The following is an 18,725-nucleotide window of genomic DNA, read 5'->3' on the forward strand; positions in this document are numbered from 1 at the left end:
ACCTGAATCATGAGCTCTCAAACTTCATTACGTCGTTCACTGGTGAGTGATAAAGCGTTTACTTTCTTCAAAAAAGTGCTGCCACCGTTATCCGCCACTGAGCGCGAAGCGATGGAAGCCGGCAGTGTGTGGTGGGACGGTGAACTGTTTTCCGGATCGCCGAACTGGAAAACCTTGCACCAATATGGCAAGCCGGCGTTAAGCGCGGAAGAGCAATCGTTTATCGATAACCAGCTAGAAACCCTCCTGGCGATGTTGGATGATTTTAAAATTGTCCAAGAGCAAAAAGATCTGCCGGAAGAAGTCTGGGATTATCTGAAAAAAGAGCGCTTTTTCTCGCTGATCATTCCCAAAGAATACGGTGGCCTCGCGTTCTCGGCGCTTGCCAACTCTACCATCGTATCGCGCATTGCCACCCGTAGCTTAAGCGCAGCGGTGACCGTGATGGTGCCTAACTCACTGGGGCCGGGTGAACTGCTGACCCATTATGGTACCCAAGAACAGCGCGACTATTGGCTGCCACGCTTGGCCGATGGCCGTGAAGTGCCGTGCTTTGGCCTAACTGGCCCAGAAGCAGGCTCCGATGCTGGTAGTATTCCAGACCGCGGCGTGGTGTGCATGGGTGAACACAATGGTGAACAGGTGCTGGGGATCCGCTTAAGCTGGAACAAACGCTACATTACACTGGCCCCCGTGGCGACCGTGGTGGGCTTGGCGTTTAAACTGGGCGATCCAGACGGCCTGCTGGGGGACAAAAAAGAGCTTGGCATCACCTGTGCCCTGGTCCCCGCAGACCACCCTGGCGTTGAAATTGGCGATCGTCACAATCCGCTCAACATGGCATTTATGAACGGCACCACCAAGGGTGAAGATGTATTTATTCCGATTGATTGGGTCATCGGCGGCAAAGACTACGTTGGCCGTGGTTGGCGCATGCTGGTGGAGTGTCTATCAGCCGGTCGAGGGATCTCGTTACCCGCACTGGGGACGGCGGTAGGGCATCTCGCCACCCGTACCACAGGCGCTTACAGTTATGTGCGTAAACAATTTGGTATGCACATTGGCCGCTTTGAAGGGGTAGCAGAAGCCCTAGGCCGCATGGGCGGGTTGAACTACTTAATTGAATCGACCCGCACCCTGACCACCACCGCGCTTGATCAGGGAGAAAAACCGGCGATCATCACCGCGATTTCCAAATATCACATGACCGAAATTGCGCGCACCATCTTGAATGATTCGATGGATGTACACGCGGGTCGTGCGATTCAGTTGGGGCCCCTAAACTACATTGGCCATCATTACTTCGGTATTCCGGTGGCAATCACGGTGGAAGGCGCGAATATTCTTACCCGCAACCTAATGATCTTTGGTCAGGGGGCGACCCGTTGCCATCCTTACGTGCTTAAAGAGATGGAAGCGGCGGCGAACCCAGACCAAGAGGCCGGCGCCCAAGCGTTTGATAAATTACTGTTTAAACACATTGGCCATGCCACTAAAAACAGCGTGATGGGGCTGGTCAACGCGCTGACCGGATCGCTGACCAACCGTGCGCCGGTGAGTGGCGAGACGGCTAAATACTATCGTCACCTTACCCGCATGAGTCGTGCACTGGCGGTGACCACCGATGTCGCAATGTTGTCTCTTGGCGGTGAGCTGAAACGCCGAGAAATGCTGTCCGCGCGTCTGGGGGATGTTCTGAGCCATCTTTATATGGCGTCGGCAACGTTGAAGCGCTACGAAGATGAAGGCCGTCCGAGCCAAGATCTGCCGATGGTGCACTATGCGCTGCAATATTGCCTAGCCCAGTGTGCCAAAGCGTTTGATGGGGCCTTTAATAACTTCCCTGCCAAAGGGGTGGGCCGCAGCCTACGTGTGCTCTTGTTCCCGCTCGGCATGCACTACAAAATGCCCTCTGACAAACTGCTTAATCAGATTGCCGAGCAGTTAATGACACCGAGCGCAGAGCGCGACCGTTGGACGCACTTATGCTATGTGGGCGACAAAGCCGACGATCCGGTGGCGGTGATGGAGCGTGCGTTTACGGCGATGTGGGCGTGTCGTGACACCGAAAAAGCCCTGATCAAAGCGGTGAAAGCCAAGCAGATTGATGGCAAAGCCAGCTTGGCGGATCGCTCGCAACAAGCGGTTGAGCAAAACCTCATTACTGCCGAAGCGCGTGACAAACTGCTAGAGGCTGATGCGCTGCGTGCTTATGCGGTACAAGTGGATGACTTTAAAGCCGAATGGTTTACCTCTAGCCAGCTAGAAGGCGGTGCCATTGCCAAGCCCAATCCAAGCAAAGCGGCATAAAGGTCGCTAACTTGCGCGAAAAAGCGTCTGCACCTCGCAGGCGCTTTTTTATTGGCGCTGACACTTGGGGCCACAGTGCTGAGATCTTGCCCACTATTCTTGCCTGCAACACCTCCAACCACTGGGTATTTTTGCCCTTTTTCCGTAAAAGGGGATGCATAGGCAGGCGTTAGTATTTATCCTTAGCCTCAATTTTGTGAGGGACGTTGAATATGATCATCAAACCTAAAATTCGTGGATTTATCTGTACGACGACACATCCCGTTGGTTGTGAAGCCAACGTAAAAGAGCAAATTGACTACACCAAAGCGCAAGGCCCGATTGCGAATGCGCCTAAGCGTGTACTGGTTGTGGGTGCCTCCAGCGGCTATGGCTTGTCCTCACGCATTGCGGCAGCCTTTGGCGGCGGCGCCGCAACCATTGGCGTGTTCTTTGAAAAACCAGGTACCGAGAAAAAGCCTGGCACCGCAGGCTGGTACAACTCAGCCGCATTCGACAAGTTTGCCAAGCAAGAAGGCCTGTATTCAAAAAGCCTCAATGGTGATGCTTTCTCGCATGAAGCCAAGCAAAAAACGATTGATTTGATCAAACAAGACTTGGGTCAAATCGACATGGTGGTGTACTCGCTGGCCTCGCCAGTGCGTAAGCTACCTGACAGTGGTGAGTTGGTGCGCTCGTCGCTGAAACCTATCGGTGAGACCTACACCTCAACCGCCGTCGATACCAACAAAGACCAACTTATCGAAGCGAGCGTAGAGCCTGCCACTGAGCAAGAAATCCAAGACACCGTCACCGTGATGGGCGGCGAAGACTGGGAGCTTTGGATCAACGCCCTTAATGACGCCGGTGTCCTTGCTGAAGGCTGCAAAACTGTTGCTTACAGCTACATTGGTACAGAGCTTACCTGGCCAATCTACTGGGAAGGCGCGCTAGGTAAAGCGAAAATGGACTTAGACCGTGCTGCCAACGCGCTAAACCAAACACTTGCCGCCAAAGGCGGTAGCGCCAACGTGGCGGTACTCAAAAGCGTGGTCACCCAAGCCAGCTCAGCGATCCCGGTGATGCCGCTTTATATTGCCATGGTGTTCAAGAAAATGCGCGAAGAAGGCGTCCATGAGGGCTGCATGGAGCAAATCTATCGCATGTTTACTCAGCGCCTGTATCAAGCCGATGGCAGCGAGCCAGAGGTAGATAGCGAGCGTCGCTTGCGTTTAGACGACCTAGAGCTGCGCGAAGACATTCAGCAGCACTGTCGCGACCTGTGGCCACAGATCACCACAGAGAACCTCACTGAGCTGACCGACTACAACGAATACAAAGCCGAGTTCTTGAAGCTATTTGGCTTTGGCGTTGAAGGCGTCGACTACGACGCAGACGTGAGCCCGGTAGTGGAATTTGATGTCGAAAACATCTAAAACCGCCTAGCAAACACCCAAAAGAGGTCAGCCAAACGCTGGCCTCTTTTTTATTGGCTGAAAGCTAACCAAACGCACCCCAACTCATGGTTTTTTGCTTTACAAGCCAATCCCAACCCAATAATATACGCCGCGTTCCGGAGAGATGGCTGAGTGGTTGAAAGCACCGGTCTTGAAAACCGGCAAGGGTTAATAGCCCTTCTAGGGTTCAAATCCCTATCTCTCCGCCACATACCGAAAAGCCGCTGCGTAGTCAGCGGCTTTTTTGCGTTTATACTCCCGTAAATTTCTAAACTCTGACCCCGCCAACATTTTAGGCGATTCTGTCTAAACAGCTATTCTGCACTCTGGTACGCTAACCCTCAATATTTCTGCATCTTACATGGCCTTTTGGACGCCGCTAACCAACAGCGGTAGCGTGGGCGCTAAAGCAAATCCATTGGGCTTGTTGTGCCTGCAAATTGCTGACCAATCACATGGGTATAGATCTGCGTGGTGGAGAGATCGGTATGGCCCAATAAGGTTTGAATGGTGCGAATATCGTAACCCGCCAAAAGCATCTGTGTGGCAAAGCTATGGCGAAACGTATGACAGGTAACGTGCTTATGGGTGATGCCGGCCTTTTGCACTGCACGGTTTAAGGCTTTACGCAATCTTACCTAGCGGTTGGTTTAAAAACTGGTTGTATAGAAAGGCCAGTGCATTGAGTGCAACCTTTTGCGTATTCGGTGAAATTCGTTGCGCATTGGCCAAATAAGACAGAAACGTTTTTACGTCCTCATCACTGAGGTCTGTCGGATGTTGCTTATGATGGAAAAGGATAAATCGGCGCACCCAGTATAGGTAACTCTTCTCAGTTTTGATCGCATAGCCTCGCCGCCTGATCTCGTGCTGAAGGCTTGCCATAAACGGGCTTTTGGTCATGATCCTTTCCCTCCATCTAAGACTGTTTATTCATACAGCTTATTGGTAGAGAAAGCCAAATAGTGTGCACGCTTTTTCGAGGCACATTCACATTATCGCCGAAAGAGAAAACTTTAGTTCAATATAATCAGACGGTTATAACTTCGCCTTTGAGGATAGTGTGAACGCATTGTCCGGGATAGGCGGCATGCACACTTTCGCAGACAAGGTGATTGCTTCAAGCTTTAAAAATGTGTTTAATCATAAATAGTTAGATGAAAAAAGGCGCGTATAACGGTTTTGGAAAATCGAGCGCGCGGACTAATACAATGTTAACTCTCTTTAGGATTGGACTATATGGAAAAAGAAATTGAGCCGAATACAGAAGCCATTCATAAGGATACTGCCACTAAAACTGAGTGGCAGTATTATGATGAACATTGCAATCCTGTGCATTTATCCAAAGTAGTCCATAAAGATAAGCCTTTGATTTTCATATACCCATTTAGCTACAGCCGAGAAAGAGGGCTTAGTACCAAGAAGATTAAAACCATTGAGTTAAGAGGTTGGGAGAAAATAAAAGACGTTCCAACTCCTTTGCGTTCTGGAGATAAGATAAAGCTTACTGCAGGGTCACCTAAATACTTAATGTCCTTTTTATATAAGGCATTTCCTGATGTTGAAAAGCTAGTTATAGACAAAAGCGGGAAAAGTCGATTCTCACAAAAGAGCATTACATTTGGTTATCAGGATTTCGACAATGCAATTAAGGCAATTGGTAAAGAAACTCGCAGTTATGAAACAAGAAGAAAGACAGCTATTGCCAATTCCCTATCCAAAGTTACCTCAAAAGTTGAAGGTCGAAAAACAAAGCTATCTAAGGGCGGGATATCACATTATCTAAGCTTTTATTCAGATGATATTTCACTATCGAGTGAAGACCTAGATTCAATTCTATCGCTAATATCGCTTGCTCCGGCGGCAAATATCTCAGTAACAGAAAATTTCATACAAACAAAAGATAAGATAAACGTAGCTTATCTTGATGATGTTATAGAAAAATTCAAGTCACTACTTAAAGTTAAAAATGACAATGAAAAAGACTGGCAAGCTTTTTTTGAGAAACACGGGTGGATTCTGGCTAATATTTTCCCGTTTCAGGTTGTGATGAGAGAGCGAGAGGCCTATGTCGGTGGAAAGACTATTGGAAATAAAGAGGGGCGTGTTGTCGATTTCTTATTCCAGAATGGGTTTCGAGATAACTACGCGTTGTTAGAAATTAAAACCCACAATAAGTCACTAATAAAAAGTAGACCATATCGAGAACCTGACACTTATGCTATCCATGATGATTTGTCAGGGGCAATTAGCCAATGTCTTGACCAGAAAAACACTTTCTTAACAGATATGGGGCAAAAATACAGTGTACTAGACCCAAAAGTGATTTTGGTTTCGGGAATGAAAAGTAAGCTCAATGAAAGCCAGTCCAATTGCTTTGAGCTTACAAGGGCAAATCAAAAGAATGTGGAAATAGTTACATTTGATGAGTTGTTGGAGAAAATTATTGGCCTCAAAGATATTCTTAAGTCATAGAGTTAACAAGTTGCTGCACTCGGAAAAAATACTCGCTTCGCTCCTAATTTTCCGGTGAGCAAAGCGTTATAAGGCTCAAGGGAGTTCAGAGTAAATTCAATGATTGATAAAGAAGAAAGGGAAAGAAGAGCAAAAATTATTGCTGAAAGTAGCTCTGGAATTCATCCACCACTTGAAGCATATTACATTCACTCCCTTTTGTATTCTGCGGCAAGATCTCTTGAAGCATTTGAAAGGTATGATCATTATAAAAATTCAGATGTTCCGGCAAGTTATTTGATAAGCACAGTTCAAGAAGCCGTAGGTCATGCAGCTGCATTATCTCGTTTTTTTTGGCCCTCACCTCAAGGAAAAAAGAGCGAACCCTATACTCGAAAGTTAAAAGAGGCTAGAGGTAACAGACTTAGAAAAGCTTTTAAATTGGACGAGTCATCACCTCTTTACAATCGTGAACTTAGAAATGCATGGGAGCATTTCGATGAAAGATTAGATATGTATTTGCTTGAGCATGAGGCTGGAATGTTTTTTCCATCATGTATTGTAGACTCTCACGCACTTGCTGATGATCCCGTTGGACATGTATTTAAGCTTCTTGACCCAGAAGAAGAGTGCCTTGTTATAATGGGGTGTAAGTATTTCTTTAGCCCAATACGTGATGAGGTTTCACGTATTGCTAATGATTGCTTAAGGTACGATAAACAAGGCGCAAGATTGCCGTGTGAGTAATTCGCCTTATAACAAGAAATTCTAGGTGACGCCTACGGCGCACCTAAATTAGGCGTTAGTTCAAAAAGGAGAATCAATCGTGACCTTATCGACGATCCTTTTATTCATACCTGCGAGCTTTGCCCTGAACATGGCTCCTGGGCCAAATAATCTCCTTGCGATGGCGAACGCCAAACGATACGGCATCAAGGCAGCCTGTTGTGCTGGCATTGGTCGGCTTGTTGCTTTTGTCGGCATGATTACTCTTGCGGCTACAGGATTGGCAACAGTACTGTATACATCGGAGAAGTTATTTCTCGCCATAAAAATCCTTGGCGGTCTATATTTACTTTGGCTGGCTTTTCAGCTTTGGACAGCAGACCCTGGCGGTGCCGATGATGAGTCACCAGCGGGTAAAAACATGCTCCAATTGGCGAAACAAGAATTTCTTTTGGCAGCAGGTAACCCAAAGGCAATTTTGATTTTTACTGCCTTTCTTCCTCAATTCGTAGACCCTTCAGGTTCAATAGGGCTTCAGTTCTTGGTCTTGGGAGCTTTTTTTCTGATGCTTGAATGGATCGCGATAGGCTCCTACGCCTTCTTTGGTAAGGTTTTGCGTCATTGGTTTTCTCGTCCGGCAATGCGTCAATTGTTCAATAGGACCTGTTCAGGATTTCTTGGCAGTGCCGGGGTAGGGCTTCTTCTAGCTCGGCGTGAGTGAACTAACCAACCGCGTAAGGCGGACGTCCCTGACGGGCCGCCGCTTCGCTTAGCGTTAAAAGTAAGGAGAGAACATGGCGGAGTGGATCAACACATCTCAAATAGAGTCGGCATCCTACACATGTGGTTTTTGCGGCAATGTTGTGGCGTCCGCGCTCGGTTATGCTGATCGCAGATCAAACTTCCGCCGAATTAGAGTATGCCCCCATTGTACCAATCCAACCTATTTTGGCTCTGGCATACAGATACCTCAGGTTGCTCCAGGCAATGAAGTAAGCCATCTTCCGGATGGTGTGGATACTTTGTATAAAGAAGCAAGAAACTGTGTTTCAGTTAATGCTTACACCTCATCTGTTCTCGCCTCCAGAAAACTTCTAATGAACATCGCAGTGACGCAGGGTGCAGAGGAAGGAAAAAGCTTTTTTCACTATGTGGAATTCCTAGCAAACAATGGGTTCGTTCCGCCTAATGGTAGAGGATGGGTTGACCATATTCGGAAACGGGGTAACGAGGCTACGCACGAAATTGAGATCATGCCTAAGGAAGTGGCCGAAGAGCTTATTGCATTCATAGAAATGCTACTTAAATTTATTTACGAGTTTCCGGCTAAGGTGCCAACAGCAGAGTGACTTTTAACAAACGCATTAAGTCTGTTCCGGCCCGATTGGGCCTCCACCGGACGCCTAGTCGGGCGCCGCTTATGCAGAGCGTTATATGCTCTAGAGGAAATGGATAATTCGATGATCGAGACTGAAAGACTAATACTTAGCCCTGTAACCCCAGAAGATTCTGATATTTATACAAAACTTCTGACTTGCGCTGAAACAACAAGATATTTACCGGGTGGAAAGCCTTTTAGCTTAGAGTACATTCAGAATTACGTACCAAGCAAAGTGGCTCACTGGTCGAAAGGCTATGGTACTTTCATTGTTGCGTTAAAGAGTAAGCCATCTCAAAAAATCGGTTATGCTGGTGTTGAGTTAGTTCCTGACTCGAGTTTTTCAGATATCAGGTATGCATTGCTACCTCAATATCAAGGTAAAGGGTACGCTTTTGAAGCTTCAAAGGCAGTCTTAAATTTCACCTTGGAATCGGGTTTGGTGTCTGAAGTTTATGGTGTAGCGGTAATAGAAAATCTGGCATCAGAGAAACTACTCCGCAAGCTTGGTATGCAAGAATCCGCAGAACGTTTGTACGACAGTGATGACCTGGTTACTCTCTCTACTCAAACACGCATATAACAAAGCGTTTAAGAGGGATTTGGCACGCGTGGCATTTTTAGTATGCGTTGAGTTTGGTGATTAAGGTGCTTTGCAGAGGCTTATGTATTGCGTGCCTTCACCCCTTAACGCGGCTACATGGATTCCCCCGTTCGTCAAGCATCCGCGAAGCGTATTGAGTTTGGTTTGGACTGCCGCTCTACATTCGGCCTTTTACTGACTCACGTCATGGCCCTGATGACATTGCGCGGTTGCAGTGCCTAATTCGTTAGAAGGCATCAAGGTGCCCGCCGCATTAACAGGCTCTCTGCAAATGGTCTTCACCGATACNCAATGGGAAAGATAGGTAGGTGATTGGAAGCACAGAAACTAACAAGCGCATGTTGTCGGACTTGTTTTCCACTGCGCTCCAAACCAGCCGAAAATGCGGGCTACATGGATTCCCCCGTTCGTCAAGCATCCGCGAAGCGTATTGAGTTTGGTTTGGACTGCCGCTCTACATTCGGCCTTTTACTGACTCACGTCATGGCCCTGATGACATTGCGCGGTTGCAGTGCCTAATTCGTTAGAAGGCATCAAGGTGCCCGCCGCATTAACAGGCTCTCTGCAAATGGTCTTCACCGATACTCATCAACTTGCGTGTGCAATGACCCGGTTGGTGTATTTCTCCTTACGACAGCGACGAGTTAGGCCGCGTAATCTTGATAATCCGTTTGATGGTGCAATAATGCCCACACAATGCGTGCATTTTTGGCTGCGAGAGCGACAATGGCGCGATTCATGCCACGTCGCTCAAGGACATTTCGCCCCCAAACACTGAGCCTATCTTGCTTATCGCCTAGGTTCGTGATGACGGCTCTCGCGCCATGCACTAAGAGTGTTCTGAGATATTTATCTCCTCGTTTACTAATACGACCTAATCGAGGCTTTCCTCCGGTTGAGTACTGTTTGGGCATAATCCAAGCCAAGCAGCAAAATCTCTACCGGAATCAAACTGTTCGCCTTTTCCGATAGTGGCGATAATCGCCGTTGCTGTTTGTGGGCCAATGCCGCGAACATTAAGAATACGCTGGGCATTAGGACTGGCCTTGGTAACCATATCGAAACACTGCTCGGTATCGGCGATACGCTGATTAAGTGTTTGTAGGTGGTCAAAACAATCTGCCACGACAGCACGAGCAATATCAGGCAGGCCATTCTCTGCTGCCTCGAGAATGAGTGGTACTTCTCTGTGAATGGCGGCTCGTCCCGTTAGAATAATAATGCCGAACTCTGCCAGTAATGCACGAATACGATTAATGAGGGCGGTACGTTCATTGACCCAATGCTCACGTACACGATGAGTCGCGAGAATCGCTTGGCGTTCGGGTGACTTAACAGGAATGAACCGGCTGTTTGGACGCTGAACCGCGTCACAAATGGCAACGGCATCGTTCAGGTCATTTTTTCCTTTTGTGCGATAAGGACCGACATACTTTGCGGCCATGATGCGGGTATCGTGGCCGAGCTTGTTGAATTCTCTAGCCCAATAATGTGCCCCACTGCAGGCCTCAATGCCTATGCACATCGTGGGCATATTTGCTAATGTACCCAGTAGTTTAGCGCGTGAAACAGATTTATGGAGAATGAGTTTTCCGTGGTCATCCACCGCGTGAAGAGAAAAGTGGTGCTTGGCGAGATCTATGCCACAAAAGAATTGAGTAGACATGGTTACCTCCGGTATTAAAGGCCGCACCTAAGTGTGGCAGATCTTCAAGAGGGGGAATCCATGTCATTCGTTATAAAACAAGAAAAAATTATGAACAATGAAAAACGAAATCATCACTTTATAGCTCAGGTTGAACAGGTCTTTCACGCTCGAAGTGCTGAGGTTAAGGCCAAGAAAATCAATAGATTTGAGGTTACTAGCAAGGAAAAGCTGAAATTCAAGAAGACTAGTAAAAAGGGGACAGCTATAGCAAATAACCTTTCCTTTGAAGATCTTTATTGCTTTGACTTTTTGTCTAGGGAAGAGCAGTACAATTTTGAAGACACATTTGGTCGATATGAGTCAGTTTATATAGATTTAATTCAGAAAGTAATATACTTGGATGAGGACCCAGATAACTCATATTTAGACTTATTTACATATAAGTGGATGAATATCATAAGAAATCCATTCCTCATTAAAAATACTCTTTATATTTTTGGTAGTGCGTTAAAGTATGTACCAAAAGACCCTGAGTTACTTGCAGTCTACAACCGTTTAGAAAAGGGTAATAAACCGCAAGAACAACGAGTATGTGAGTATTTTGGTATTTCTAAATTTGAGTATACAAGTTGGCTAAAGTTGTTGTTTCTAATTCTGTTTGTGGGCGATGAAGGGTCGAACTTCCTAGAGTCTTTCACTCGAGGAATGTTTTATGAAAAAGATTCATCATTGAATATATTCCTCTTCAGTTTGAGTGAAAAAAACACTGTATTCTCAGATGTTGGGTTCTCATTTTTAAATCAAGACGCACATTTATGCTACGAGTTTCCGTTAACGGATTCCCACTACATTGTATATAGTTTTACAAATTTGGGTGCATTTACTGCGATACTTGAAAAAGAAAAAGGCGTTAGCTTGTCCCACATACCCGCTCTCTTTAAAAGCAAGCCGAAAGAAATTAAGGTGAACAAGGTCACTGATGATCTAGAGAGATTGAAATCATTTAATGTACGTATGGTAGAGCAAAGTAACCAGTATGTATTCAGTAAAGCTACGAAGCCATTTGTTTTATAGCAAGCGATTTAAGAGGGATTCTCAACGCTTGGCACTTTTGTTTCTACTTCAAATTTAGTGTTTACAGTACAATGCGTTAAGTTGGGTGGAGGCGTTGTTCACCCTTAATTGGGCGTTACAAAGCATAGGAGATATCGGTGTTATCTAAAGTTGAATCCATTAAAAAGGAAGTCCGCTCGCTTGTTGCCAGAGGCAATCACCTGTACCTAGCCATGCTTGACGATGTTTCTGGGTTGCCTGATGAGATAACTAAGCAACTCAAAGAGAACAAGATAAAACTTCCCAATTTCACGGACGAATATGATTCTTGGTATTCGGAGGCTCTCGCTTTGGTAAAGCAACTGTTGCCTGATCGCCTCGAAGATTTTAAACGCCAATACAAGGACGAGAAAAGAAAGGAAATTTCGTTTCTTACCTATGGTATATCGGATTATCTATATGGCCTCAGAACAACCAGGGGTTATCAGCAGGACGTAGTAGCAGACAAATCAGCGGCCATAGGAAAAATGCAGGTGCAAAATGCGATTTTAACTGCTGTGGAGAAGCGTCTGGATAGTTCGCTTTTTGATATTCAGGAAATACTGCAAGCGGATCTTTTTGATTCTGAACTTAGCGCAGCACAGGAGTTGGCAAAAAAAGGCTTTGTTCGTGGTGCTGGGGCAATTGCCGGTGTGGTTCTAGAAAAGCACCTAGGCCACGTTTGCGATATGCATAATCTTAAGTCTCGAAAGAAGCATCCGTCTATTTCCGACTTTTATCAGTTGCTAAAAGAGAACGATGTAATAGACACGCCGAAGTGGAGGTTCATTCAGCATCTTGGCGACTTGCGGAATCTTTGCGATCACAATAAAGATCGGGAACCTACAAAAGAGGACGTGCTTGAGCTCGTTGAGGGCGTTCAAAAAGTCATTAAAACGGTGTTCTGAGAATGTTTTGTAACAAAGCGCTGTTGTCGGACTGGTTTTCCGCTGCGCTACAAACCAGCCGCAAAGCGCGGCGTTATAACCTTCGAAGAAAAAGGAGAATATTGTTGGCAAAATTTACCAATGAAAGTGTTAAAGAACATTTGAAAATGGCTTTAAATCCGAATATTACTAAGCAAGATCATAAGAAAGCTTCGGAGTTTTTGATCGAGTACTATGGCGAGATTTATGATTCGCAGTCAACACACCTTAAACCAACGGTTGTGGCTTTGGAGCACTTAGCGAGAAACAAGCCAACAAAATTTAGAGAATGGTTTATTCGCCCTACGTTAGTTCGTTTGTTTATATTCATGCTAGGTCTAGGCGCAGGTATGCTTTTGAATCCAAGTGATAGTAATGTTTCGAAAGCTGAGCCTCAAATTGAGCAACCTACCAAGCAATAAACACGGTTATAACACATATGAGCCCTTCTCCGGGCAATAGGCAATAGCACTCTTCTGGCTGCGTCAGCAGCTAATGCTCTCGAACAACAAAGCCGTCTGCTTCGTTCTGTCATTTCCGCCATTAAGTCATTGCTTACGGCAAACACATATAGAAGGCCTCTTACTGCGTTCTCACCGCGCTGCCTGCCAATCATGTGACAGGACTATTAGACATTATTCCTCGTTCCCACGCTCCAGCGTGGGAACGAATTATGAAGAATGACTTTTCCGTGGTCATCCACCGCGTGAAGAGAAAAGTGGTACTTGGCGAGATCAACGCCACAAAAGAATTGAGTAGACATGTTTACCTCCGGTATTAAAGGCCGCACCTAAGTGTGGCAGATCTTCAAGAGGGGAAATCCATGTCATTCGTTATGCACTACACCGTCGAATATGAGTAGTAAATGAGAGTCCATTTGAGTACAGCAACGGTGACGTCCTATGAAAACAGGCGTCAGTCGATGAATTTGCACTTTAATCCGGTGGCGCTATTCGAGGATAGCCGGCCCTTTCCTATAGATCATTTGAAAAATATAAGTTGGAGCATAGAAGCCGATCCGATAGGGAGGCATGATTTTGAATTAACCACCGGTTACGATTCACCGTTTGAATTGGAGAATGACCGGAATTACATAGAGTTCTTTCTGAGCAGGGAGGGCGTGCCATTTCAATATGACGATTACCCGTGTCAGATACTCTTTTCGGCCACATTGGACTCCCCTCATTCTGGTCCGATAGAGATAGATTGTCGGTTTTTTGGTGTAGTTAAAACAGTGTGGTCCAGAGGGCTACGGTAAACTATATAACCATGCTAGGCACAGCGACGGCTTTTCCGTTGCGGCTTCGGCTCCACTACTGAGTCGCGCGTGCTGGCGGCGTTATACACCAATGAATACTTTTGGAGTAGGTAATGTCAGAGGTTGATCCAGACTGGGTTTCAGCAGGAGCGACAGTGTTCGCCGGAGTGGCGACATTGGCGGCAGCAGTTGCATCATGTTTCGCGTACAAACTTCAACGTGCTATCACTAAAGGTAGGCAACAGCTGCTGAAAGGAGACGATCTACTAAAGAATATGCAGTTATTGATTGCTACCTTTGCGGACGTCCACGCAACAGCAAAACAAGATTGGTCGCCAGAGAGAACAGAAAAGCTCAGGTCCCTTGATGAGAGGCTTCGCTATACCGAAACGGTTATAAAATCGCTTAATCCCCAAATAGGCGAACAGGTCGAACAGTGGCGGATTTCGTCAGATGCCAAAGGTGATAGCGTTACTCGTGTTGTGAGCCTCATCCTTGGTGGGACTGGTGCCATCATTGGAGCTAAGTATGACGATTTTCTTTTTTCAAAGGCGGCACAACTAAGAGAAATTCAGGACAGTATTTTTAACGAGATGAGTACATAACCAGGTAATACACGCGACAAGCGCGTGATTGCGGCTTTATGTTCTTGGAGGTTTATGGAAAACTTCAAAATTAGCAGAATCCACACAAAGTTAGGTATTTTCCGACTATCCGGAATCCTCAACAATGAAAGTGGTATTAAAGATATTAGCTATATTTCTGCTGAGTATATGGGAACTGACGGCTGGTGCGAACTTAATTTACAGTCGGAGCATACTCAAAACTTACTGAGAGACATCCAAATTGAAGTGTTACAGCACCTAGCTTGAGCAAGTCTGTTGCATTGGCCAGACGTAGTTTTGTAAATATCAGTGGCTTCAAATAGCTACGAACACAACAAACGTTTAAGAGCGATTCTGGACTTGAGCCGTTCTATTGGACACGCATCGACCATCTTATGAGATCAGTGGGCCTGCCGTGCAAAACGAGCTAAAAGGCAGGGTAGCATTCACCAAATTTAACACTGGACTTACCCCTAGTGACCAAGCAAGAATACAAACTCTTTACCTTCTTGACTTAATACATAGTCACTCGACCCACTCATACAAGGACGCGTTTTGATCACCATTAGAAAAGCTAACCAAAGCGATGCGCAAGCTATTTTTGATTTAAAAAGCCGAGCTATTTTGGCTAAGTGTTCGGCGCACTATACGGAAGAGCAGCTTTCACTTTGGACGCAGGGTAGCGTGTCTGAGCGCTTTATTACCGACGTGGTTGATACGTTTTACGTCTCTGAAATGGACGGGCAGGTTATCGGTAGCGGTAAGCTCAACACACAAACTGGTCTAGTCGATGCCATCTTCGTAGAGCCATATTACAGTGGCAGGGGCACGGCGAAAAAGATGCTTCAGTTTTTAGAGCACCTAGCGAAAGAGCAGGGCTTGCGATTGCTAACGCTCAAGTCCACGCTCAATGCAGCGCCCTTTTATCGCGCATGCGGCTTTGTGGGCGATGAGGTATCAACGTATCACTCCCCAAAGGGAGCCGTTTGGATTGCGTGCCGATGGAAAAACCACTTTAAACACAACATCGATAATAAGGAGCAAGGATGGCTGACGCTTTATCACTCGTTTCAATAGGGTTCGCATTTTTTGTTGTCGCGGTCTCCCCGGGGCCGGCGAACATCTCCAACGCAACCATCGCCATGAGTAAGGGCCGAAAAGTTAGCCTTGTTTACGGCGCAGGGTTATCCATTGGGCTGCTGTTTTGGGGCATTGTTGCCGCCAGTGGCTTGGGTGTGGTGCTACAAGGGTCGGTATATTTACTCATGCTGCTAAAAATCGTGGGTGGCGTTTATCTTCTATGGCTGGCTTACCTTTCTTTTAAATCATCCTTTAACGCCGCCGCGACGGTCTCCACAAACGATAACCAAGAAGTGGGATACCGAAAGTGGTTTGTTCGTGGCGTGGTTTTAAATTCCTCCAATCCCAAAACCGTGGTGGCATGGATGGCGGCTTTGTCGGTTGGGATGGGCTCAAGCAGCGATGGACTATTTCTTGTCGCTGCGGTGCTGACTTGTATGCTGGTCGGCTTTTTGGTGAATGGGATGTACTCTCTGTTGTTTTCAATCAACGGCGTGATGAACGTCTACCAAAAAGTGGCGCATTGGGTTGAGCGCGTCGTATCTGGGATCTTTGCGTTGGCAGGATTAGGGTTGCTACGTTCCGCCTTTAGCCGCAATCCTGCGTGAGTCGTGACACACAAGGCGCTAGAGTAACGTGTTATTGCTAGGTGCGCGGGACTCAGCCCTTTGATAAAGAAAATTGTCGCACTATTACTGACGTAATCATGAGTATCGGAACCTCAATAAATGACACTCAGAGCCTTCACTCAATCGGACTATGAGCGATTGATAAACTGGATCGACTCAGACGAATTAAACTACCAATGGGGCGGCCCAACCTTCGATTTTCCGTTAAACGCGCACCAGCTTAGCCAGCATTGTGCACAACCCGACGTGTGGCCTTTTATGTTTTCTGTCTCGGGGGAGAGCGCGGGATACGCAGAGTTGGTCAAAACCAGTGAGGATCACTTTCGCATTTGTCGTGTTTTTATCGCTAAGCCGTTTCGCGGTCAAGGCATCGCCAATCAAATGCTCTGGCAGCTTATCCAATTGGCTACGTCAGAATATCGTGCTGACGCGTTATCGCTCGCAGTGTTTGAGCACAACACCGCGGCTAAACGGTGCTATGAGTCATTGGGGTTTGTGGTCACTTCTCGAGAAAGCGGTATGCGTTCATTTCGCGGTGAGTCATGGGTATTGCTACGTATGGAAAAGTCGCTCCTATCATCCGATTAACGCTTTACCTCAACCCAACTTGAGGGATTAATCTGGTGCCACTCACATAAGGAGTCGACGATGACATCAGCACCCATGATTGAACAGTATTTACATCGCCTCGCGTTGAGTGAGGCGAAGGGCGTGGCACTGGTCACTGAACTTATTGAAAAGCACTTGGCGCGGTATGCATTCTCTAGCCTCAATGCCTTGGCAGGGCAGTCGCTTTCTTTGCAGACGGAAGCCTTGTTTGAACGGTTGGTGGTGAATCAACAAGGCGGCTATTGTTTTGAGCACAATAAAATTGCCTATCTTGCCCTGAAACATTTGGGGTTTGATGTGCGCAGTGTGCTGGCGCGGGTGATGCTTAATGGTAAACCCACCAATCCCCGCACTCACCGTATGAATGTGCTTGAGCTCGATGGTGAAACGTATCTGGTGGACGTTGGTTTTGGCAATAAAACCCCGCGCGGGTTACTCAATATCAATCAGTGCACCTGCAATATCGGGCACGATACCTATCAAATCACGCGCAATGGCGATGTAGTGACGGTGGTATTACACGAGCCCGAGCAACCGCCATTAACACTGTACGAGGTTGAGCTTTATGATGTGGTAGAAGCCGACTTTGAAGTGGCGCATTTCTATTCTCATCAACACTCCGATGCGGTTTTCGTCAATAACCTTGTGGTGTCGTTGATCACCGCTTCACACCGCTATTTGATTCGTAATCAGCAGTTTTTGGTCTGGGATGCGGCAGGGCAATTCATTACCGATAAAAGCATCGATAGCGTCGAGGCATTAACTCAGTTGGTTCATGAGGTGTTTTTATTGCAACCGCCGAAAGCGGTGTTGGAAACCGCGTTTGCACAGGTAGCGGCCAACGCGGCGGCGTAAAAAACGATACGCAACTTTGTGTATTAAGCCAAAAGCCAGCACATTGCTGGCTTTTGGGTTTGTGAACCGTTTATCGGTGTGACGTTAACCCTGCAAAACATGCATGAGCATTTTTATACTGAGCAAGAGGGATAGCACGCCTAGTGTCTTTTTCAGTTTATCGGCGGGCAAGCGTGCGGCACAGGCTACACCCAGTGGTGCCGAGAAGTAACTGGCGAGCGAGAACAACACCACCGCGGGCAGATAGATATAGCCAAATGTCAGTTGCTCCGGTGTGGTGTTTTCCCAGCCGTTGAGTAAATATCCCAAGGTGCCTGTGATGGCGAGTGGAAACCCAATCGCTGCCGAGGTGCCAACCGCGTTTTTTACTGCTAAGTTTTGGCCGATTAAATAGGGGACGATCATGCCGGCGCCGCTGACTGAGACGAGGGCAGAGACGGTGCCAATCAGTGTACCGACCGCGACATTGCCTGCCGGTTTGTGTGGCGTTAAGTTGGCTTGTGGGCGTTTGGGTTGGAACATTTTGTAAGCCACATAAAGCATAAACAGACTAAAAAAGAGAGCGAGTGCCACACCGTTGACGGCCGCGGCTATGGTGGTGGCGATAAAGGTGCCGGCCATCACACCTATCGCCATATTAAAGGCAAGCGATGTCTGGACGTGGCCTTTGGCATAATGGGCACGCATACTACTGAAGGTGGTGAACACCATCGCGGCCATTGAGCTCCCGAGCGCCATATGGACGACGTGTTGGTCGCCAATCCCTTGCGCGGCAAACAATAAGGTAAAGGCTGGCACCGTTAACCCACCTCCTCCCACACCCACTAAACCGGCAATAAAGCCAACTCCCATCCCTAATAACGCGTAATAAATGGCGAATGTTACGTCGATCATCGACTGTTCCTTTCTTTTGCTAACCACAAGGCTTCACTGTAGGGTGTTATTGCATTGGCATGTTAATGCGCTTTGGCCTAATAATAATGAAATATGGCCAAGTAGGGAGAGCGGCATGGGCGTTTGGGAGACAAGTGAAAGAGCGTCAGGCGCGGCGCTGATCACCTGTTCGTGGTCACGTGAGGCTGATAATGGTAAAAGAGACACTAAGCGGTATCACT

The 18,725-nt window shown here is 46.9% G+C and carries 15 protein-coding genes, 1 tRNA gene and 4 pseudogenes; 16 read left to right on the plus strand and 4 right to left on the minus strand.

Features of this window, described 5'->3' with window-relative positions; genetic code table 11:
- The first annotated feature begins 9 nt into the window (after positions 1-9).
- The 3 genes from BZG72_RS04245 (at position 10) to BZG72_RS04255 (ending at position 3,955) form a co-directional block, all read left to right on the plus strand.
- Positions 10-2,310, plus strand: a complete 2,301-nt coding sequence (locus BZG72_RS04245) for an acyl-CoA dehydrogenase (protein ID WP_077666156.1) — start codon at positions 10-12, stop codon at positions 2,308-2,310.
- 212 nt (positions 2,311-2,522) lie between these two features.
- A complete protein-coding gene (gene fabV, locus BZG72_RS04250; RefSeq protein WP_046073466.1) occupies positions 2,523-3,725 on the plus strand; it encodes an enoyl-ACP reductase FabV in 1,203 nt (400 codons plus the stop codon).
- Between the two features lie 139 nt (positions 3,726-3,864).
- A tRNA-Ser gene (locus BZG72_RS04255) sits at positions 3,865-3,955 on the plus strand.
- A 195-nt stretch (positions 3,956-4,150) separates the two neighbouring features.
- Here BZG72_RS04255 and BZG72_RS16305 read toward each other — a convergent pair.
- A pseudogene (locus BZG72_RS16305) lies at positions 4,151-4,649 on the minus strand (phage integrase N-terminal SAM-like domain-containing protein).
- Positions 4,650-4,985: 336 nt separating this feature from the next.
- On the opposite strand from BZG72_RS16305, the gene BZG72_RS04270 reads away from it, so the two are divergent.
- The 5 genes from BZG72_RS04270 to BZG72_RS04290 all read left to right on the plus strand — a co-directional run bounded on the left by BZG72_RS04270 (position 4,986) and on the right by BZG72_RS04290 (position 8,887).
- A complete protein-coding gene (locus BZG72_RS04270; protein WP_077666157.1) occupies positions 4,986-6,221 on the plus strand; it encodes a Shedu immune nuclease family protein in 1,236 nt (411 codons plus the stop codon).
- 99 nt (positions 6,222-6,320) lie between these two features.
- The gene (locus BZG72_RS04275) at positions 6,321-6,947 is read left to right on the plus strand and encodes a hypothetical protein (RefSeq protein ID WP_077666158.1); all 627 of its coding nucleotides are present in this window, start codon (positions 6,321-6,323) and stop codon (positions 6,945-6,947) included.
- Positions 6,948-7,026: 79 nt separating this feature from the next.
- Positions 7,027-7,647, plus strand: a complete 621-nt coding sequence (locus BZG72_RS04280; protein WP_046073464.1) for a LysE family translocator — start codon at positions 7,027-7,029, stop codon at positions 7,645-7,647.
- Between the two features lie 73 nt (positions 7,648-7,720).
- On the plus strand, positions 7,721-8,275 hold the full coding sequence (locus BZG72_RS04285; protein WP_077666159.1) for a DUF4145 domain-containing protein: 555 nt from the start codon (positions 7,721-7,723) through the stop codon (positions 8,273-8,275).
- Between the two features lie 111 nt (positions 8,276-8,386).
- The gene (locus BZG72_RS04290) at positions 8,387-8,887 is read left to right on the plus strand and encodes a GNAT family N-acetyltransferase (RefSeq protein ID WP_077666160.1); all 501 of its coding nucleotides are present in this window, start codon (positions 8,387-8,389) and stop codon (positions 8,885-8,887) included.
- Positions 8,888-9,552: 665 nt separating this feature from the next.
- Here the strand turns inward: BZG72_RS04290 and BZG72_RS04295 are convergent.
- Positions 9,553-10,574 (minus strand): annotated as a pseudogene (locus BZG72_RS04295) (IS110 family transposase).
- Between the two features lie 33 nt (positions 10,575-10,607).
- Between BZG72_RS04295 and BZG72_RS04300 the strand changes: the two are divergent.
- The 3 genes from BZG72_RS04300 to BZG72_RS04310 all read left to right on the plus strand — a co-directional run bounded on the left by BZG72_RS04300 (position 10,608) and on the right by BZG72_RS04310 (position 12,996).
- Positions 10,608-11,630 carry a hypothetical protein gene (locus tag BZG72_RS04300; protein ID WP_131828022.1) on the plus strand — a complete coding sequence of 341 codons (1,023 nt, stop codon included), beginning with the start codon at positions 10,608-10,610 and terminating at the stop codon, positions 11,628-11,630.
- 137 nt (positions 11,631-11,767) lie between these two features.
- Positions 11,768-12,556 (plus strand): hypothetical protein, encoded by a 789-nt coding sequence (locus BZG72_RS04305; RefSeq protein ID WP_077666162.1) that lies wholly within the window; start codon positions 11,768-11,770, stop codon positions 12,554-12,556.
- Positions 12,557-12,660: 104 nt separating this feature from the next.
- Positions 12,661-12,996 carry a hypothetical protein gene (locus tag BZG72_RS04310; protein WP_131828023.1) on the plus strand — a complete coding sequence of 112 codons (336 nt, stop codon included), beginning with the start codon at positions 12,661-12,663 and terminating at the stop codon, positions 12,994-12,996.
- A 236-nt stretch (positions 12,997-13,232) separates the two neighbouring features.
- On the opposite strand, the pseudogene BZG72_RS16510 reads toward BZG72_RS04310, so the two are convergent.
- A pseudogene (locus BZG72_RS16510) lies at positions 13,233-13,337 on the minus strand (IS110 family transposase); the annotation flags it as partial.
- Positions 13,338-13,945: 608 nt separating this feature from the next.
- Between BZG72_RS16510 and BZG72_RS04320 the strand changes: the two are divergent.
- The 5 genes and pseudogenes from BZG72_RS04320 to BZG72_RS04345 all read left to right on the plus strand — a co-directional run bounded on the left by BZG72_RS04320 (position 13,946) and on the right by BZG72_RS04345 (position 17,610).
- Complete coding sequence (locus BZG72_RS04320) at positions 13,946-14,437, plus strand: hypothetical protein (RefSeq protein ID WP_077666165.1); 492 nt, start codon at positions 13,946-13,948, stop codon at positions 14,435-14,437.
- A 555-nt stretch (positions 14,438-14,992) separates the two neighbouring features.
- Positions 14,993-15,456, plus strand: a pseudogene (locus tag BZG72_RS04330) (GNAT family N-acetyltransferase).
- 27 nt (positions 15,457-15,483) lie between these two features.
- Positions 15,484-16,125, plus strand: coding sequence for a LysE family translocator (locus BZG72_RS04335; RefSeq protein ID WP_077666167.1), 642 nt, complete (start codon positions 15,484-15,486; stop codon positions 16,123-16,125).
- A gap of 120 nt (positions 16,126-16,245) precedes the next feature.
- Positions 16,246-16,734 (plus strand): GNAT family N-acetyltransferase, encoded by a 489-nt coding sequence (locus tag BZG72_RS04340; protein WP_077666168.1) that lies wholly within the window; start codon positions 16,246-16,248, stop codon positions 16,732-16,734.
- Between the two features lie 60 nt (positions 16,735-16,794).
- The gene (locus BZG72_RS04345; protein ID WP_077666169.1) at positions 16,795-17,610 is read left to right on the plus strand and encodes an arylamine N-acetyltransferase family protein; all 816 of its coding nucleotides are present in this window, start codon (positions 16,795-16,797) and stop codon (positions 17,608-17,610) included.
- 84 nt (positions 17,611-17,694) lie between these two features.
- Here BZG72_RS04345 and BZG72_RS04350 read toward each other — a convergent pair whose 3' ends face one another.
- The gene (locus BZG72_RS04350) at positions 17,695-18,504 is read right to left on the minus strand and encodes a sulfite exporter TauE/SafE family protein (protein ID WP_077666170.1); all 810 of its coding nucleotides are present in this window, start codon (positions 18,502-18,504) and stop codon (positions 17,695-17,697) included.
- Positions 18,505-18,725: the final 221 nt, after the last annotated feature.

It is taken from the genome of Salinivibrio sp. PR6, assembly GCF_001995955.1.
GTDB classification, from domain to species: Bacteria; Pseudomonadota; Gammaproteobacteria; order Enterobacterales; family Vibrionaceae; genus Salinivibrio; species Salinivibrio siamensis.

Excerpts from the sequence above, each read along its gene's own strand:
- BZG72_RS04275 (WP_077666158.1), top strand. The coding sequence starts at position 6,321 with ATGATTGATAAAGAAGAAAGGGAAAGAAGAGCAAAAATTATTGCTGAA.
- BZG72_RS04290 (WP_077666160.1), top strand. The coding sequence starts at position 8,387 with ATGATCGAGACTGAAAGACTAATACTTAGCCCTGTAACCCCAGAAGAT.
- BZG72_RS04340 (WP_077666168.1), top strand. The coding sequence starts at position 16,246 with ATGACACTCAGAGCCTTCACTCAATCGGACTATGAGCGATTGATAAAC.
- BZG72_RS04350 (WP_077666170.1), bottom strand. The coding sequence starts at position 18,504 with ATGATCGACGTAACATTCGCCATTTATTACGCGTTATTAGGGATGGGA.
- BZG72_RS04320 (WP_077666165.1), top strand. The coding sequence starts at position 13,946 with ATGTCAGAGGTTGATCCAGACTGGGTTTCAGCAGGAGCGACAGTGTTC.
- BZG72_RS04270 (WP_077666157.1), top strand. The coding sequence starts at position 4,986 with ATGGAAAAAGAAATTGAGCCGAATACAGAAGCCATTCATAAGGATACT.
- BZG72_RS04335 (WP_077666167.1), top strand. The coding sequence starts at position 15,484 with ATGGCTGACGCTTTATCACTCGTTTCAATAGGGTTCGCATTTTTTGTT.
- BZG72_RS04245 (WP_077666156.1), top strand. The coding sequence starts at position 10 with ATGAGCTCTCAAACTTCATTACGTCGTTCACTGGTGAGTGATAAAGCG.
- fabV (WP_046073466.1), top strand. The coding sequence starts at position 2,523 with ATGATCATCAAACCTAAAATTCGTGGATTTATCTGTACGACGACACAT.
- BZG72_RS04345 (WP_077666169.1), top strand. The coding sequence starts at position 16,795 with ATGACATCAGCACCCATGATTGAACAGTATTTACATCGCCTCGCGTTG.
- BZG72_RS04285 (WP_077666159.1), top strand. The coding sequence starts at position 7,721 with ATGGCGGAGTGGATCAACACATCTCAAATAGAGTCGGCATCCTACACA.